We start from the raw sequence: 17,511 nt of genomic DNA, 5'->3' as shown, positions 1-17,511 counted from the left end.
CACGGAACGGGACAGGGTCTCCCGGGACCTCCGCCGGCGGGCGCAACAGTGCCGCAGGCCATACCGCCCGCGTGGAAGAATGGGACCATGGCTGAAAACTTTCCGGGCACAGACACGCCCGACAATGAACCCAAGACCGTATCCGTCCCCGACAAGCCCGCCCTTGAGGGGCTGGAAGCAACACTGAGCCGCCGCTGGCGCGACGAGGGAACGTACGCGTTCAACGAAGACACGGTCCGCGGGGACGTCTACTCGATCGACACTCCCCGCCCACGGCCTCCGGCTCACTGCACGTGGGGCACATGTTCTCCTACACGCAGACCGACGTCATGGCCCGCTACCAGCGCATGACCGGCAAGAACGTGTTCTACCCGATGGGCTGGGACGACAACGGCCTTCCCACCGAACGCCGGGTGCAGAACTACTACGGCGTTCGCTGTGATCCCACCAAGCCGTACGATCCGGACTACCGGCCGCCGGCAACCGCGCCGAAGAACCAGCGCGATTTCGACGTGATCTCGCGCCGGAACTTCATTGAGCTGTGCGAAGAGCTGGCAGTGGAGGACGAGAAGGTCTTCGAGGACCTCTTCTCCACGCTCGGCCTGTCCGTGGACTGGACCCGCACCTACCGCACCATCGATGACAACTCCCGCGCCGTCAGCCAGCGCGCCTTCCTGGACAACCTCAGGGCCGGGGACGCCTACATGTCCGAGGCCCCCACCCTGTGGGACGTCACCTTCCGCACCGCCGTGGCCCAGGCCGAGGTGGAGGACCGCGAACAGCCCGGCGCCTACCACCGCATCAGCTTCCATGCGCCCGACGGCGAGAAGGTCTTCATCGAGACCACCCGTCCCGAGCTGCTCCCGGCCTGTGTGGCTCTGGTGGCACATCCCGACGACGAGCGCTACCAGCGCCTGTTCGGCACCACGGTCACTTCCCCGCTGTTCGACGTCGAACTTGAGGTGCGCGCGCATCCGCTGGCCAAGCCGGACAAGGGTTCGGGCATCGCCATGATCTGCACCTTCGGCGACCAGACCGACGTCACCTGGTGGCGCGAGCTGAACCTGCCCACCCGCGCCGTCGTCGGCCGTGACGGCCGCCTGCTGGCCGACACACCCGAGTGGATCACCACGGACACGGGACGCGAAAACTACGCCGCCGTGGCCGCCAAGACGGTCTTCAGCGCCAAGGAAGCCGTGGTCGAGATGCTGCGCGCCAGCGGTGACCTGGAGGGTGAGCCCAAGAAGATCACCCACCCGGTGAACTTCTTCGAAAAGGGCGACAAGCCGCTTGAGGTTGTCACCAGCCGCCAGTGGTACATCCGCAACGGCGGGCGTGACGAGGACCGCCGCGCAGCCCTGATTGCCCGCGGCAAGGAAATCGACTTCCACCCCGCGTTCATGCGCTCACGGTACGAAAACTGGATCGAAGGGCTCAACGGCGACTGGCTGGTCTCCCGCCAGCGTTTCTTCGGCGTGCCGGTTCCCGTCTGGTATCCGCTGGATGCCTCCGGCAACCCGGACTACGACAACCCCGTGCTGCCGTCCTCGGAGCAGCTGCCCGTTGACCCGGCGGCCGAGCCGGCTCCGGGCTACGAGGAGTCCCAGCGCAACTCACCCGGCGGATTTGTGGGCGATGCCGATGTCCTGGACACCTGGGCCACCTCCTCCCTGACCCCGCAGATCGTGGGCGGCTGGAGCCGGGACGAGGACCTGTTCAGCAAGGTCTTTCCGTTTGACCTGCGTCCGCAGGGCCACGACATCATCCGCACCTGGCTGTTCTCCTCCGTGGTGCGCGCCGATGCGCTGAACCACGCGGCGCCGTGGAAGCACGCGGCCATCTCGGGCTGGATCCTGGATCCGGACCGCAAGAAGATGTCCAAGTCCAAGGGCAACGTGGTGGTTCCCACCGACGTGCTCAACGACTACGGGTCCGACGCCGTGCGCTACTGGGCGGCGTCCGCCAAGCTGGGTGCCGATACGGCCTACGAGATTGCGCAGATGAAGATTGGCCGCCGGCTGGCCATCAAACTGCTCAACGCCTCCAAGTTCGTGCTGAACCTGGGCGCCACCGAGAAGAACGTGGTCACGGCTGACACTTCGGTGATCACCAACGCCCTGGACTCCGCCCTGCTGAAGCAGCTGGCCGAAGTGGTCAGCGCCTCCACCGCGGCGTTTGACCGCTACGACTATGCCAAGGCCCTGCAGCTGACCGAGTCCTTCTTCTGGTCCTTTACGGATGACTATGTGGAGCTGATCAAGGACCGCGCCTACGGTGCCGCCGGCGAAGAGGAGCAGGCTTCGGTGCTGGCCACCCTGGCCACCACGATGGACGCCCTGCTGCGCCTGTTCGCGCCGTTCCTTCCCTTCGCCACCGAAGAGGTCTGGGGCTGGTGGCGTCACGGCTCGGTGCACCGCGCCCCGTGGCCGAACGTTGACGCCCTGTCCTCCGCAGTGGCGACGGCCGACGCCGGCATCCTCGCCACCGTGGCCACCGCCCTGGGCGGGATCCGCAAGGCCAAGTCCGAAGCCAAGGTCAAGCAGCGCACCGAGGTCCTCAAGGCCACGGTCACCGCATCCGCTGCACAGGTGGCCCAGTTGCAGGCCGGACTGGCCGATCTCAAGGCTGCCGGCAACGTGCGTGACCTCGCCCTCGCAACCGGTGACGGCGAACTGGCCGTGTCCGACGTCGAGCTGGCGCCGGTGGACCCGGCTCCTGCGGCCCAGTAGGCCCAGCACCGAATAAAACAGAACGCCCGGCCGGAAATTTCCGGCCGGGCGTTCTGTTTGCTGGAAGCACAGCAGTTAGTCGAACTGCGGGCTCTCCGTGCGGCTGCGCTTGATCTCGAAGAAGGCGGGGTTCGAGGCCAGCATCAGTGCGCCGTCGAACATGCGGCCCGCTTCTTCACCGCGCGGAATCCGGGTCAGCACCGGACCAAAGAACGCGGTGCCGTTGAAGGCAACCACGGGGGTTCCGACGTCGTCGCCCACCTTGGAAATGCCTTCCTGGTGGGAGGCCCGCAGCGGGGTGTCGTACTCGCCGCTGTCAGCGTACTGGGCCAGATCTGCCGGCAGCCCTACTTCGTCGAGAGCCTCACGGATGACGACATTGAAATCCTCGTAACCATCAATATGGATGCGTGTACCCATCGCGTCGTACAGCTTCTTGATGTACTCGTCGCCATGCAGTTCGGCGGCGGCAATGATGACGCGGACCGGATCCCAGGCAGCCTTCATGCGTTCCTGGTAAGCCTCGGGCAGGTCACGCCCTTCATTCAGGACGGACAGGCTCATCACATGCCATGCGGTGCTGACGTCGCGCACCGTCTCGACTTCGTCCATCCAGCGGGACGTGACCCAGGCGAACGGGCACATCGGGTCAAACCAGAAATCGGCTTTCGCCGCAGTGTCAGGTGAGGTCAAGGCAAACTCCTTCGAGGTTATGCGAATCAGTACGCACGGCAGGCTTGCCGGAGCAAGCCGCAGTTACCGGTGCCAACCGCTGTCTAGGCCGATTTGTTCCGCCGCTTGGCGGCCACAGCCTGGGAGATCAGCGTGGGTTCGGCCTTTTGCGTGACGACGTCGGCAGTGATGACCACGGTGGCGACGTCGTCGCGGCTGGGCAGGTCGAACATGACCGGCAGCAGCACTTCTTCGAGGATGGCGCGCAGGCCGCGGGCGCCGGTTCCGCGGGACAGCGCGGCGTCGGCAATGGCGTCCAGGGCCGCAGGCTCAAGGTGAGCTCGACGCCGTCGAGCTGGAACATCTTCTGGAACTGCTTGACCAGGGCATTTTTGGGCTCGGTGAGGATCCGGATCAGGGCGGTCCGGTCCAGGCTCGAGACCGTGGTGATAACGGGCAGGCGGCCGATAAATTCCGGAATCAGGCCAAACTTCAGCAGGTCCTCCGGCATGACATCCGCGTAGGAATCCGCTTCCTTGGCGCTTTCGTTCAGGGGTGCCCCGAATCCGATGCCCTTCCGGCCGGACCGGGAGCCAATGATTTCCTCCAGCCCCGCAAAGGCGCCGGCAACGATGAACAGCACATTGGTGGTGTCGATCTGGATGAATTCCTGATGCGGGTGCTTGCGGCCGCCCTGCGGCGGCACGGACGCCACCGTGCCTTCCAGGATCTTCAGCAGCGCCTGCTGCACGCCCTCCCCGGAGACGTCACGGGTGATGGACGGGTTTTCGCTCTTGCGCGAGATCTTATCGATCTCGTCAATGTAAATGATGCCCTGCTCGGCCTTCTTGACGTCATAGTCTGCGGCCTGGATGAGCTTGAGCAGGATATTCTCAACATCTTCGCCGACATAGCCGGCCTCGGTGAGCGCAGTGGCATCGGCTACGGCAAAGGGAACGTTCAGGCGGCGCGCCAGAGTCTGAGCCAGGTACGTCTTTCCGCAGCCCGTGGGTCCGATCAGCAGGATGTTGGACTTGCCGATTTCCACTTCGTCGGAGACGACGGCGTCCGAGAGGTTTCCGGTGTTGCGTGGGGCGTGCCCGGCCTGGATGCGCTTGTAGTGGTTATAGACGGCGACGGCGAGGGAACGCTTGGCGGGTTCCTGTCCAATCACGTATTCCTGCAGGGAATCAAAGATCTCCCGCGGCTTGGGAAGCTCAAACGTCCCCAGATCCGCCACCTCGGAGAGTTCCTCTTCGATGATCTCGTTGCACAGGTCAATGCACTCGTCGCAGATGTAGACTCCGGGGCCGGCAATGAGCTTGCGGACCTGTTTCTGGCTTTTCCACAGAAAGAGCACTTGAGCAGATCGGTGCTCTCACCAATGCGAGCCATAATTCAGTCCCCTTAAATGGTCCATCGTTCCAACAGTGCCGGCATCCGTCCCGTGCGGGACGGACTGCTGCCAGTCACCCATGCTCCACTCTAGGACAATTGGCTGGTCGATTCAGCCATCGAAAGGCCCGTGGTGCGTATTTCCGCGCCACGGGCCTTTCGAAAGCGTTACATCCGGTTGATGGCCGGGGTCTTGATCTTGCGGGAATCCAGCACCTGGTCGATCAGCCCGTATTCCAGGGCGCCGGCGGCGGTGAGGATCTTGTCACGTTCGATGTCGCGGTTGACTTCCTCGGACGTGTGGTTCGAGTGCAGGGCCAGCGTGTCTTCCAGCCAGGTGCGCATCCGCATCACCTCGGCCGCCTGGATCTCGAGGTCCGAGGCCTGGCCACGCTCGCCGCCGCCGAGGGCGGGCTGGTGGATCAGGACGCGGGCGTTCGGCAGGGCCAGGCGTTTGCCCGGGGTTCCTGCGGCCAGAAGGACGGCTGCGGCACTGGCAGCCTGGCCCAGGCAGACCGTCTGGATTTCCGGACGGATGTACTGCATGGTGTCGTAAATGGCCGTCATAGCGGTGAACGAGCCGCCGGGAGAGTTGATGTACAGGGTGATGTCGCGGTCCGGGTCATTGGACTCAAGCACCAGCAGCTGGGCCATCACGTCATCTGCGGACGCGTCGTCGACCTGGACGCCCAGGAAGATGATGCGGTCCTCGAACAACTTCGTGTACGGGTCCTGGCGCTTGAAGCCGTAAGGCGTGCGCTCTTCAAACTGCGGCAGCACGTAGCGGTTGGACGGCATCTGCGGCGCCGTTCCGCCCGCGGTTCCAAAGTTCATGTTCATTGCTTTACTCCTGAAGTCTAAGAAAGGTGCGCTGGAAAGAGGAAGGGTTAGTCCTCGGTCGGGGCCGCGCCCTTGTCCTGATCCGTTCCGCCGCCGCCGGTGACGCCGCCTGCGTGCGCGGAGATCTTGTCGAAGAATCCGTACTCCAGTGCTTCCTGGGCCGTGAACCACTTGTCGCGGTCGTTGTCCCGCAGAATGGTCTCCACGGTCTGGCCGGTCTGCTCGGCCGTCAGTTCGGCCATAACCTGCTTCATGTGCAGAATCAGTTCCGCCTGGATGCGGATATCGGAGGCCGTGCCGCCGATGCCACCGGAGGGCTGGTGCATCAGGATCCGGGCGTGAGGCGTGGCGTAGCGCTTGCCCTTCGTGCCGGAGGAGAGCAGGAACTGGCCCATGGATGCGGCCAGGCCCGTTGCAACGGTGACGACGTCGTTCGGGATGAACTGCATCGTGTCGTAGATGGCCATGCCGGCCGTCACGGATCCGCCGGGCGAGTTGATGTAGAGGAAGATGTCCTTCTCGGGATCCTCTGCGGAGAGCAGCAGCAGCTGAGAGCAGATGGCGTTGGCGTTGTCATCACGCACTTCCGAGCCCAACCAAATGATCCGCTCGCGCAGCAGACGATTGTAGATGTAGTCGTCCCGGCTCGCCGGGTCCACCGTTGCCATTGTGGGTGTGTTGGGTGCAATTGCCATACTGAGTGACCTCTCGCTCTGGCGGGGTACAGAACCGCTAACTGCGTCAGCTGGTCCCGCCGTTTATCTCTTCTAGGACACTAACCTGTTGGGACAGCGATCTGCTCCCGATTTGCGGGCTGTTCGCTGACGGCGCACGATGCCCGTCACAGCCTGCGGCAGGACAAATCACAGGCAGCCGGACGCAGCGGACCCTGTGCCCGGCCGCCTGTTAGACGACGGCGCCGCCCGCCCTTCCGGGCAAGCGGCGCACATCAGTGGTTCAGTTTCCTCCCGGAGGGGAAGATTATGCCTTGTCGTCCTTGGACTCTTCGGCAACCTCGGCCTCGGGGGCTTCAGCTTCCGCAGCGGGTGCTTCTTCGCCGGCGGGGCGGACGAAGTCGCTCAGGTCGATCTCGACGCCTGCGGTGTCGGTAACCTTGGCCTGCTCCAGGACCTTGGCAAGGGCCTTGCGGCGGCGGACTTCGCCAACCATCATGGGGACCTGGCCGCTCTGGTCGATCAGCTGGGCAAACTGGTTCGGATCCATGCCGTACTGGCCGGCGGCGGAAACGATGTAGTCGATCAGCTCGTTCTGGCTGACGCCGACCTCTTCCTTGTCGGCAACAGCGTCAAGGATGATTTCGTTCTTGAAGGCCGCCGCAGTGTTCTCGCGAACCTCCGCACGGTGCTCTTCGGTGTCGTGGTCCTCGCCCTGGGCCTGGGCGCTCTCGGAGCTGAAGTGCTGTTCCAGCTGCTCTTCGATGACGGACTCCGGAACCGGAACCTCGATCATTTCCAGCAGCTTCTCCAGGACCTTGTCGCGGGCTTCGACGCCCTGCTCCATCAGCTTGGACTCTGCGGCGCGCTTGGTCAGGTCTTCACGGAGTTCTTCGATGGTGTCGAATTCGCTGGCCAGCTGGGCGAAGTCGTCGTCGGCCTCGGGAAGCTCGCGCTCCTTCACAGCCTTGACCGTCACCGTGACGGTTGCGTCTTCGCCGGCGTGCTCGCCGCCGGCCAGCTTCGTCTCGAAGGTTGCCGACTCGTCAGCGGACAGGCCGGTGACTGCTTCGTCCATGCCTTCGAGCATGGTGCCTGCGCCGACCTGGTAGGAGAGGTCCGCGGCGGAGTCGATTTCTTCGTCGCCGACCTTGGCGATGAGATCCATGGTGAGGAAGTCGCCGTCCGCGGCGGGGCGGTCAACGCTCTTGAGCGTGCCGAAGCGGCCGCGCAGTTCGTCCAGAGCCTTGGCGACGTCGTCGTCGGAGGCTTCCGCCGGCTCAACGGTAACCTCGAGGCCGGAGTAATCCGGAAGTTCGATTTCGGGGCGGATGTCCAGCTCAACGTTGAAGACCAGCTGGCCCTCGTCCGTTGCGGGGTCCGGAACTTCGCTGATCTCAACCTCGGGGCGGCTCATCGGACGGATACCCGTTTCCGATACAGCCTCCTGGTAGAAACCGTTCAGGCCGTCGTTGATGGCGGTTTCCAGAACGTAGCCGCGGCCGACGCGCTGGTCGATGAGCCTGTTGGGGACCTTGCCCTTGCGGAAGCCAGGCACCTGCACCTGGGTGGCGATGGTCTTGTAGGCCTCTTCGATGCTCGGCTTCAATTCCTCAAACGGAACTTCGACAACGAGCTTTACCCGCGTGGGTGTGAGGTTTTCTACAGCGCTCTTCACAGCGTAGTTCTCCTGAGGGTTCTGGGATTGGGTCTGCACCATGTGTACTACAGAGTCGGGGTGACAGGATTTGAACCTGCGACTTCCTGCTCCCAAAGCAGGCGCTCTTCCAAGCTGAGCTACACCCCGTCAGTGCACCTGACAGCCTACCGGCATGCAGGGCCCTGTGCACAATTGGGCGTGGCCCGATCCTCCCCAAAGCCCGGTTCCGGCCGGGATTACCGAACCGCCGATTTCCCGTGCTAAGGTAAAACCTGCCTTAGGGCGCCGGGGATGTAGCTCAATGGTAGAGCCTCAGTTTTCCAAACTGATCACGCGGGTTCGATTCCCGTCATCCCCTCTGAGAAATATAACCGGCAGCTGCCGGCTTAGAAAGGGTCCTCCGCTGTGGCGGGGGACCTTTTTGTTTGCCTTCACGAACCACAGGCAGGCGCGAGTTTCGGAGCTGCTGCCCTCTCGAGTGCCTGGGCCCCACAGCAGGTAATTCTCCCGCAAGCCTGGGGAACGGCAATCCAGGGCGGCCTCGCCGCCGCACTGTTCATCGAAGAAGGCGAACTCGGGTCCACCTCCGGCAGACCGGTGATGAAGGCGTTCCTGGACGGGTTGGCCGGAAGCGGCCAATAAGGTCCCCCGCAGGAGCAATTCGGAGCTTTCCCCGTCCCTTTTTCACTGCGCGCAGCTATCGTTCCCGCATGGGGAAGAACCGCCTGACAGCCGCCATCCTTGCTTTCTCGTTCCTGTGCCTTCCGCTGGCCGGATGTTCCACTGAAGAGCGCCCCGGACCGGAAGAAGCCGTCGCCTCACTGGCGGACGGGCTCTCCCGCCTGGACGTCACCGGAAACGAGTTCGCCGGTTCAACCGTCGAGGCCGTGAACGGCATGCTCGAGTACGTGGTCTCCGGCATGAAGATTAAACCTTCCGTCACAGTGTCAGAAATCGACGAAGTCTCAGCCGACGAGGCCGTAGCCACCTTGAAATACGTGTGGGACGTCAACGCGTCAATGGAGGACTACACCTACGAGACCACTGTGACTCTGGAGCGCGGAAAGGACACCGGCTGGCAAACCCGTTTCCGTTCCACCACGGTGCATCCGGACCTTCTTCCGTGGCAGAGGCTGGTGCGCAAGGCATCCCCGCCCACGCGTGCGGACATTTTGGGCACCGGCGGGTCCGTGCTGATGCGCCACTGGCCGGTTTGGCGGGTGGTCTTGGACAAGTCAGTGCTGGGCGGAAATGAGTACGCCGCTTCGGTCTATTACCTTTGTCTCTTCCTCGGTCTGGATGCGGACGCACTCACGGCAAAAGTCCAGGCTGCCGGGCCCGATGAGTTCGTTGAAGTCACTACCGTGCGCCAGGACAAGGTGTCACCGTCCTTCGATACCGAGATCGCAACCATTCCCGGCGCCGATGCCCTTCCGGAAAGGCGGGTACTGGGCCCGAGCCCCGGCTTTGCGGCAGACCTGTTGGGGACGGTGGGGCCGGCAACAGATGAGATGGCCGCTGACGGCCTGCTGGCTCCGGGGGACCTCACCGGGCTCTCCGGACTCCAGCGTGAATACGATTCCCAGCTCAGGGGCTCAGACGCGGTGACGGTTCGTGTCCTGAACGCGGACAACGCCCCTTCCCCGCCTCTTTTTGAAGCACCGGCGGAACCCGGCCTGGCCCTGGAGACTACCCTTGACCTGCGGATCCAGTCCCAGGCAGATGCCCTCCTTTCCGACACACCCGGTGCTTCGCTGGTGGCAGTCCAGCCCTCCACCGGCAATGTCCTGGCCGTCGCCAATTCATCCGGAGGCGAGGGGACCCAGGCTGCCTTGCTGGGGGAATACTCCTTGGGCAGTTCGTTCCTCCCGGTTACCGAGCTGGCCCGGCTCCGTGCCGGCGCAGCGGGAGGAACCGAAGAGCCTGGCATTCCCGCTGACGCGGACCTGGCGGCAGCGGCTCAAAGCCTGGGGCTGGGCACAGCCGAGGGCCTGGGGACGCCGGCGTTCTACGGTGGAGTGCCGGACGGTGGAGTGCCGGACGGTGGAGCCGAGCAGACGGCGGCCGCGGACGTTCCGGGAACGGTACTCGCTTCGCCCTTCGCCGTGGCAGCCGTGGCGGCCTCCGTGGGCAGGGGCGACAGGGTCTCTCCCGTGCTGGTCCTTAACCCCCAGGCTCGGCAGGACTCCGGGGACGGAGAGACAGAGCCCCCTCGTCCGCCGACGGCACCCCGGCGCTGTTCGCCGACGAGGCGGAACAGCTGCAGTCGATTCTGCGCGCTAATGTGGCCGGCGAACGTGCCTCGGAGGAGTTGGAGGTCCTGGCATATGTCTCCGGCGAACCTGTCATGGCCGCGGCAGGCACGGCGGGGACCGGCGGTGAGAAGTCCGACCACGCCTGGGTGGCGGCCATCCAGGGCGATCTCGCCGTCGCCGTCTTCCTGCCCGGCAGCGCCGCTGACGCAGTGGCCGTGACAGCGGCGTTCCTTGAAGCCCTGGCGGGATAGCGGTAGGACGGGCCTGGGTAGCGGGTAGATGCCATAGGGGCGTCCCCGGCCGCAGGGAACCAACATCCACCGATCCACGGCACCGCCCCTTCCGCGGGATGCTCTGCTCCGGAGTCCCGCCCTACCAGGTTTTCCTCTCCCCGGTTTTCCTCTCCGCAACCTCCCCTTGCCCGGCCGCTAGACTTTCTTCCTATCCAAACCCATGCCAGTTCCGCGGAGGTGAATGAGTTGACCCAGCCCGACTTCCCAACAGCCGCCGGGCTGCCTGCCACTGCGGTCGAGGTCAGTGCGGCACTGCGCAGGAAGGGCTCCGCGCCACTGTTCCCCGCCTTGAGGTGTACCAGGTCCTCGCTGCGTCCGGAGGGCACAGATCGGCGGACGGTCTTGCCGGAATGCTGGCAGCCGACGGCGGAACAGTCCAGCGCACCAGCGTTTACAACGCCCTGCGGGCACTGGCGGACGCCGGACTGGTCCGCGTGGTGCAGGCGGGCCCGGGGACCACACTGTATGAGCTAAGCGGGAGCGACCATCATCATTTCCTGTGCCGCCACTGCGGAGAGATTGCCGATGTTCCGGCGGGCAGCGAGGTGCCACCACTGCTGAACATCGACATTCCCGGCGCGAGGGTGGAATCCGCACAGGTGGTTTTCCGCGGGATTTGTGCGGGTTGCCTGCAGTTGCCGCTCTAGGCCTGGTGGCTGAATCCCAGCCCGCCCACAGGGGTTCGTTCCAGTACAGGCCTCGCTTCGGAGCACGGTTCCTATAGCGGGGACGGGCTCCTACAAACCGATGAAAACTGAGTCGAATTCGAGTAAGTGTCCAGCATGCGAAAACCGCGGAAAATAGGGACTGGATCACTAAAATAGGAGCTATGTACTACTCCACAGGAAACGACGGCGGCGGAAAGGCCGGCCCGGGTGCCGTCCGCCGGGCGTCGTCTTCCGAGGACGACGGCGGACACCCCGGACGGGTGGCCGGGACACCGCACCCGCTGCAGCCACCGACCGAGGGCGGCGGCACGCTTGCCGAGTTGGAAGCTGCGGAGCGGGTCCTGCTGATCCAGGAAATCCGTGCCCTGGAGGACCTCAAGGGTGTCATCGCCGCCGCGCAGGCCCGGGCCGCGGCGGCTTTTGATGCGTCCACCCGCCGCGCGCAGGCCGCCGCGGGACTGAAAACCGACCAGCTCGGGAAGGGCGTGGCCGCAGAAGTGGCCCTGGCCCGCAGGGAGTCCCCGCATCACGGAGCGAAGCTGCTGGGCCTGGCCCGGATCCTGACCACGGAAATGCCCCACACCCTGTCCGCGCTCTCCAAAGGAGTGATCAGTGAGTGGCGGGCCACCCTGCTGGTCCGCGAAACCGCGTGCCTGTCTTTGGCGGACCGGCAGGAAGTGGACCGGCAGGTCGCCGGGAACCTGGTGGAGTTGGAGCAGCTCGGGGACCGGAAGCTGATCGCCCGGATCAAGTCGTTGTCGTACGGGTTGGATCCGCATGCGGTGGTCAAGCGGGCCGCGCATGCGGTGTCGGAACGGTTTGTGTCCTGCCGTCCGGCTCCGGACACCATGACGTATCTGACGGCTCTGCTGCCAGTGGCGCAGGGGGTGGGCGTGTATGCGGCGTTGACCCGGGAAGCGGACCGGTTGCGGGCTGCCGGGGATCCCCGGACGAAGGGGCAGATCATGGTGGACACGTTCGTGGAGCGGGCCACCGGGCAGGCCCGGGCCGAAGACGCCCGGATCGAGGTGCAGCTGATCATGACGGACCAGGCCCTGCTCCACGGCATCCTGCCCACGGCCGGCCGGGGAACCGCCGGTCCTGGGACCGGCCACAAGGACACCGGAGAGCACAACGATGTTGCTGATGCCTGCGCGGGCACGGGGAACGGCTCTGATAACCATTCCCGCCGGGGCGGGGCCCGCGGAGCCGGTGCCGGGACCGGCAGCCGGAGCGCGGGCCGGAGCCGTCCCTGGTCCGGTGCCGGCATCAAACCCGGCGGTGGGCCCGGTGCCACCCCATCTACGACGGAACCGGAAGCCGGGCAGGACGGGTCGTTTGTTCCCGACGGGGCTGAGCCGGCCGTGCTTGCCGGTTACGGAATCGTTCCGGCCCAGTGGGCCAGGGATCTGGTCCGCGGACCGGATCCAGAACCGGAACTCCACGGACGGGACGATTTCGATAAACCAGATATGCCGAGAGGCCCGGAAGTCCCCGGGAGCAGCCCGGGTGACCGGGCACCCAGAAGCCCTGGCCCGGGCACCGGCTGGGGCACGCCGCCCACCCGTCCGGATCCGCACACCGAAGTCTGGCTCCGCCGCCTCTACATCGCCCCGACCAGCGGACAACTGACGGCCATGGACTCAAGGGCACGGCTCGTGCCCGGCGGCCTGGCCCGGCTCATCGCAGCACGGGACCAGGTCTGCCGCACACCCTGGTGCGGGGCACCCATCCGCCACTACGACCACATCACTCCCGTCCACGCCGGCGGCACCACCAGTGCCGAGAACATCCAAGGCCTATGCCAGGCCTGCAACCAGGCCAAGGAAGCACCCGGCTGGGAAGCACGTACAGAGGTGCTCGCCACTGCTGCTGCGGAGGAACTGCCGCTGCGTGGTGGCAGAGTTTCACGTCCAGAGCGACCGCCAGAGTCACATCCAGAGTCACCTCTAGAGTGCCCTCCGCAGCGGCACACCGTAGTTACCAGGACACCAACCGGACACGTCTACCGGTCGACGGCGCCGAAACTTCCCGCCCCGTGAAGCAGCCCTCCTCAGCGCTCCTGGCAGGCAGGGCACCAGTAGAGCTTGCGGGCACCCATTTCAGTGCCGGCAACCGTTGTTCCGCATCTCCGGCAGGGCAGGCCGGTGCGCTGGTATACGTAGTGTGCGTCCTCCCGTGGAACCGGTTCGGCACCACTTTCCCGGTCAGCAGGGAGAGTCGTGATAATCCTGCCCTGGGAAACGCCGTCGTTCATGGTCGAAACGATGTCTTTCCACAGCGCCAGCGCCTCGTCCTCAGCTACGTCCTTTCCCAGCCGCCAGGGAGAAAGACGCTGCCGAAAAGCACTTCGGCACGGTATACGTTTCCGACCCCTGCAAGGATCTCCTGATTCATCAGCAGCAGGCCTACCGGCGAGCCGCGCCGCCGCAGCCGGGCAACGAATTCCTGTCCGTCCGCGTCATCCTGCAACGGATCCGGTCCCAACCGTGCAACGACGGCTGCCCGCTCGGCATCGGTGATGACTTCGCACGCCGTGGGCCCGCGGAGATCGGCCCAGCCGTTTGGCGAGACCAAGCGGACGCGGACGGCGCCCTTCGGGGGCGGCGGACCGGCATACGCGGCACCGTCATCGTCCGACGCAACCTCGCGCTCTCCGACTTTCCGGGGCGCACCAATGCTGGACGCGCCAAGGAAGCTCGAATCGCCGCCGAAATCGAAGGCGCCGTACAAACCAAGGTGGATGCGCAGGAACAGGTCGTTGTCAAAGGCCAGGAACAGCTGCTTGCCGTGTGCCTCGGCCTTGACCAGGGTCCGGCCGTCCAAGCGCGCGGCTCCGGCGGCAAAGCGTCCCTGCGGACTGGATACTTCCAGGCGCCGGCCGGCAAACACAGAGTTGAACTGCCGGGCCAGCCGGTGAATCGAATGGCCTTCCGGCATCAGTACGCCCCGGGCATCAGGGGACCGTGATGGTGCCGGTGGTTTCGTACTCGGCAATCTTCGCGATACGGCGGTTGTGACGTTCGGCATTGCTGTACGGTTCGGCGAGGAAAGCCTCAATGATCTCGGTGGCTTCCTCGACAGTGTGCTGCCGCCCGCCCACGGCAATCACGTTGGCGTCGTTGTGCTCACGTGCCAGCTTGGCGGTCGAGAGGTTCCAGGCGAGCGCCGCACGGATGCCGCGGACCTTGTTGGCGGCGATCTGCTCACCGTTGCCGGAGCCTCCCAGCACAATGCCCAGGGCTTCGACGCCGCTCTGCTGGTCGACCACCACGGCCTCGGCAGCCGCGATGCAGAATGCGGGATAGTCATCCTCCGCGTCGTAGACCTGCGGGCCGTGGTCCACCATGTCATAGCCCTTGCTGCGGAGGTGGGCCAGAAGGTGGGCACTGAGTTCCATGCCTGCGTGGTCGGTTGCGATGTGGACGCGCATGTTCCATCCGTTTCGTGTGGTGGGGAAATCCTGCCGTTCCAGCCTAGCCGCTGTTCGACGGGCATAAATAATGCGTCATACGGGCCTCCGCACCGGCTGCGGGCAGGACCGGCCACCATTTTTCTCCGCCAAAATTGCCGTTCCTTTCCTTCCTGAGCGTCAACCAGTGAGACAATGTTGCAATTGTTATAAGCCGTTAAGCCGATTTCCACGGGACGGCAGACACCCTTCGCATATTGGAAAGGCAACACCTTGCCAGGTATGAACCTCACGCGCTCCGAAGCCCGTGAACGAGCAGAACTGATCAGTGTCGATTCCTATGACGTGAATCTTGACCTCACCCGCGGGGACGAGGTCTTCGGAAGCACCACCGTGGTTCGGTTCTCCGCCCGGCAGGGCGCTTCCACCTTCATCGACGCCGTTACCGCGACCGTCCACCGGGTCACATTGAACGGCGTTGACCTGAATGTCGAAGAAGTGTCCGACGGCGTACGGATCCAGTTGCCCAACCTTGCGGCATCCAATGAACTCGTTGTTGAGGCTGACGCCTTGTACATGAACACGGGCGAGGGCCTGCACCGCTTCGTGGACCCGGTGGACAACGAGGTGTACCTGTACTCCCAGTTCGAGGTTCCCGACTCCCGCCGCATGTTCGCCGTCTTCGAGCAGCCCGATTTGAAGGCCTCCTTCCGCTTCACTGTCACCGCGCCGTCGCACTGGGACGTCATTTCCAACTCCCCACTCCGGAGCCCGTTCCGGCCGGTTCCCTGGAGGAGGGCGGCAAGAATGCCACGTGGTCCTTTGACCCGACGCCGCGGATTTCCTCCTACATCACCGCGCTCATCGCCGGCCCGTACCAGTCCGTCCGCAGTGAGCTCACCAGCTCCGACGGCCGCACCATCCCGCTGGGCGTCTTTGCGCGCAAGTCACTGATGCAGCACCTGGACGCCGAGAATGTGTTCGAACTGACCCGGCAGGGTTTCGCGTTCTACGAAGAACAGTTCGGCACGCCGTACCCGTTCGAGAAGTACGACCAGCTCTTCGTGCCGGAGTTCAACGCCGGAGCGATGGAAAATGCCGGAGCCGTGACGTTCCTGGAGAGCTATGTTTTCCGCTCGCGCGTCCCCGACGCAACGGTGGAGCGCCGCGCCGTCACCATCCTGCACGAGCTGGCCCACATGTGGTTCGGCGATCTGGTCACGATGCGCTGGTGGAACGACCTGTGGCTGAACGAGTCCTTCGCCGAATTCATGTCCACTCTCGCCGCAGCGGACGCCACCGAGTTCAAGCAGTCCTGGACCACGTTCGCGTCCATGGAAAAGGCCTGGGCCTACCGCCAGGACCAGCTGCCCACCACTCACCCCATCGTCGCCGAAATCCGCGACCTGGAAGACGTGCAGGTCAACTTCGACGGCATCACGTACGCCAAGGGCGCTTCCGTCCTCAAGCAGCTCGTGGCCTGGGTGGGCAAGGACCAGTTCATGGCCGGCGTCCGCGAGTACTTCGGCAAGCATGCCTGGGGCAACACCGAACTCAAGGACCTGCTCTCCGAACTTGAAGCGGCCAGCGGCCGGGATCTGAAGGAATGGTCCGAGCTGTGGCTGGAAACCGCGGGCGTGAACACGCTGCGCCCGGTCATCGAAACGGACGACGACGGCGCCATCACCTCCTTCGCCGTCCTCCAGACCGCGGTGGCCGAGTACCCGACGCTGCGTCCGCACCGCCTGGCCATCGGCTGCTACGACATTGGCGACGACGGCAAGCTGCACCGCACGCACCGCGTGGAGCTGGACATTGACGGCGAACGGACTGACGTCGCCGAACTCGTGGGCCGGAAGCGTCCGGACCTGCTGCTGCTGAACGACGACGATCTGGCGTACGCCAAGATCCGGCTGGACGAAAAGTCATGGCACACCGCCGTGCGGCGCCTGCGGGACATCTCCGAATCGCTGCCCCGCACCCTGGTCTGGGCCTCCGCTTGGGACGCAACCCGCGACGGCGAGATTCCGGCCCGCAACTACGTGGAACTGGTGCTGCAGAACATTGGCTCCGAATCCGATTCCTCGGTGGTCCAGGTCCTGCTGCGCCAGCTCGCAACGACACTCGCCTTCTATGTGGCGCCGGCGGACCGCGAAGCCATGACCGCGGCGGCTGCGGACAGCATCTGGGAGCTGGCGGCAGCGGCGGCACCGGGCTCGGACTCGCAGCTGCAGTTTATGAAGTCCTTCGCGGGCCACGCCGTCTCGGACGCGCACCTGGATACGCTGGCCGGACTTCTCTCGGGAGACCGGGCCCTGGAGGGCCTGCACATCGACGCCGATCTGCGCTGGGAGCTGCTGACGGGCCTCGTGGCCGGCGGCCGGATGAGTGAAGCGGAGATCGCTGCCGAGCTGGACAGGGATGCCACGGCCACCGGGCAGCTTGCCGCGGCCATGGCACGTGCCGCACTTCCTCCCCGGCCGCCAAGGCAGCCGCATGGGAAGCCATCGTAGAGCGGACCGACATGCCCAACGCCGCCCAGCGTTCGGCAATCGTCGGCTTCAGCCGCGTCCATGACACGGCGCTGCTGGAACCGTACGCCGAAAAGTACTTCGCCGCCGTCCGCGACGTGTGGCGTACGCGCACCCACGAGATTGCCCAGCAGATCGTGACCGGCCTCTACCCGTCCCGGCTAACCACCCAGGCCACGGTGGATGCCACGGATGCCTTCCTGGATTCGCTCGGTGATGATGCGCCCTCGCTGCGCCGGCTCATTGTGGAAAGCCGCGACGGCGTGGTCCGCGCGCTGAAGGCACAGGCGGTCGACAAGTAGGCACGTTAAGAAATGCGGGTCCGGGCTCCGCGGCAGCCAGCATGCGCCGCGGAGCCGGACCCGCGGGAAAGTAAGGCCAC

7 protein-coding genes, 2 tRNA genes and 5 pseudogenes are annotated in these 17,511 nt (G+C 65.0%); 6 read left to right on the top strand and 8 right to left on the bottom strand.

Going from position 1 to position 17,511, the window contains the following annotated elements:
* Positions 1–87: 87 nt before the first annotated feature.
* Positions 88–2,729: pseudogene (gene valS / locus OL239_RS07875) on the top strand (valine--tRNA ligase).
* 75 nt (positions 2,730–2,804) lie between these two features.
* Here the strand turns inward: valS and OL239_RS07870 are convergent.
* From OL239_RS07870 to OL239_RS07845, 6 genes and pseudogenes are all read right to left on the bottom strand, one after another.
* Positions 2,805–3,422: a mycothiol-dependent nitroreductase Rv2466c family protein gene (locus OL239_RS07870; RefSeq protein WP_329609376.1), complete on the bottom strand. Its 618-nt coding sequence runs from the start codon at positions 3,420–3,422 to the stop codon at positions 2,805–2,807.
* An 83-nt stretch (positions 3,423–3,505) separates the two neighbouring features.
* Positions 3,506–4,796 (bottom strand): annotated as a pseudogene (gene clpX / locus OL239_RS07865) (ATP-dependent Clp protease ATP-binding subunit ClpX).
* A gap of 168 nt (positions 4,797–4,964) precedes the next feature.
* Positions 4,965–5,636, bottom strand: a complete 672-nt coding sequence (locus tag OL239_RS07860; protein WP_227890168.1) for an ATP-dependent Clp protease proteolytic subunit — start codon at positions 5,634–5,636, stop codon at positions 4,965–4,967.
* 47 nt (positions 5,637–5,683) lie between these two features.
* Positions 5,684–6,304, bottom strand: a complete 621-nt coding sequence (locus OL239_RS07855) for an ATP-dependent Clp protease proteolytic subunit (RefSeq protein ID WP_268911703.1) — start codon at positions 6,302–6,304, stop codon at positions 5,684–5,686.
* Positions 6,305–6,617: 313 nt separating this feature from the next.
* Entirely contained in the window at positions 6,618–7,988 is a 1,371-nt protein-coding gene (gene tig, locus OL239_RS07850; protein ID WP_268911376.1) for a trigger factor, read from the bottom strand.
* A 55-nt stretch (positions 7,989–8,043) separates the two neighbouring features.
* Positions 8,044–8,117 (bottom strand) — tRNA-Pro (locus OL239_RS07845).
* Positions 8,118–8,257: 140 nt separating this feature from the next.
* Between OL239_RS07845 and OL239_RS07840 the strand changes: the two genes are divergently transcribed.
* The 4 genes and pseudogenes from OL239_RS07840 (at position 8,258) to OL239_RS07825 (ending at position 13,228) form a co-directional block, all read left to right on the top strand.
* Positions 8,258–8,328 (top strand) — tRNA-Gly (locus tag OL239_RS07840).
* Positions 8,329–8,680: 352 nt separating this feature from the next.
* Complete coding sequence (locus tag OL239_RS07835; RefSeq protein WP_268911375.1) at positions 8,681–10,444, top strand: NTF2-like N-terminal transpeptidase domain-containing protein; 1,764 nt, start codon at positions 8,681–8,683, stop codon at positions 10,442–10,444.
* 346 nt (positions 10,445–10,790) lie between these two features.
* Positions 10,791–11,165 (top strand): annotated as a pseudogene (locus tag OL239_RS07830) (Fur family transcriptional regulator); the annotation flags it as partial.
* Between the two features lie 182 nt (positions 11,166–11,347).
* Positions 11,348–13,228, top strand: a complete 1,881-nt coding sequence (locus OL239_RS07825) for an HNH endonuclease (protein WP_268911374.1) — start codon at positions 11,348–11,350, stop codon at positions 13,226–13,228.
* A gap of 11 nt (positions 13,229–13,239) precedes the next feature.
* Here the strand turns inward: OL239_RS07825 and OL239_RS07820 are convergent.
* Positions 13,240–14,126: pseudogene (locus tag OL239_RS07820) on the bottom strand (Fpg/Nei family DNA glycosylase).
* A 16-nt stretch (positions 14,127–14,142) separates the two neighbouring features.
* Positions 14,143–14,619: a ribose-5-phosphate isomerase gene (locus OL239_RS07815; RefSeq protein ID WP_268911373.1), complete on the bottom strand. Its 477-nt coding sequence runs from the start codon at positions 14,617–14,619 to the stop codon at positions 14,143–14,145.
* A 261-nt stretch (positions 14,620–14,880) separates the two neighbouring features.
* Between OL239_RS07815 and pepN the strand changes: the two are divergent.
* A pseudogene (gene pepN / locus OL239_RS07810) lies at positions 14,881–17,431 on the top strand (aminopeptidase N).
* Positions 17,432–17,511 lie beyond the last annotated feature (80 nt).

The organism is Arthrobacter sp. ATA002, from assembly GCF_026898095.1.
GTDB lineage: Bacteria > Actinomycetota > Actinomycetes > Actinomycetales > Micrococcaceae > Arthrobacter_B.
The sequence above is the reverse complement of the archived record's forward strand: the minus strand, read 5'-3'. Positions and strand labels throughout refer to the sequence as shown.

Bases quoted from the DNA above. Each gene is read 5' to 3' on its own strand.
- OL239_RS07855 (WP_268911703.1), bottom strand. From the start codon at position 6,304: ATGGCAACGGTGGACCCGGCGAGCCGGGACGACTACATCTACAATCGT.
- OL239_RS07815 (WP_268911373.1), bottom strand. From the start codon at position 14,619: ATGCGCGTCCACATCGCAACCGACCACGCAGGCATGGAACTCAGTGCC.
- OL239_RS07825 (WP_268911374.1), top strand. From the start codon at position 11,348: ATGTACTACTCCACAGGAAACGACGGCGGCGGAAAGGCCGGCCCGGGT.
- OL239_RS07860 (WP_227890168.1), bottom strand. From the start codon at position 5,636: ATGAACATGAACTTTGGAACCGCGGGCGGAACGGCGCCGCAGATGCCG.
- OL239_RS07835 (WP_268911375.1), top strand. From the start codon at position 8,681: ATGGGGAAGAACCGCCTGACAGCCGCCATCCTTGCTTTCTCGTTCCTG.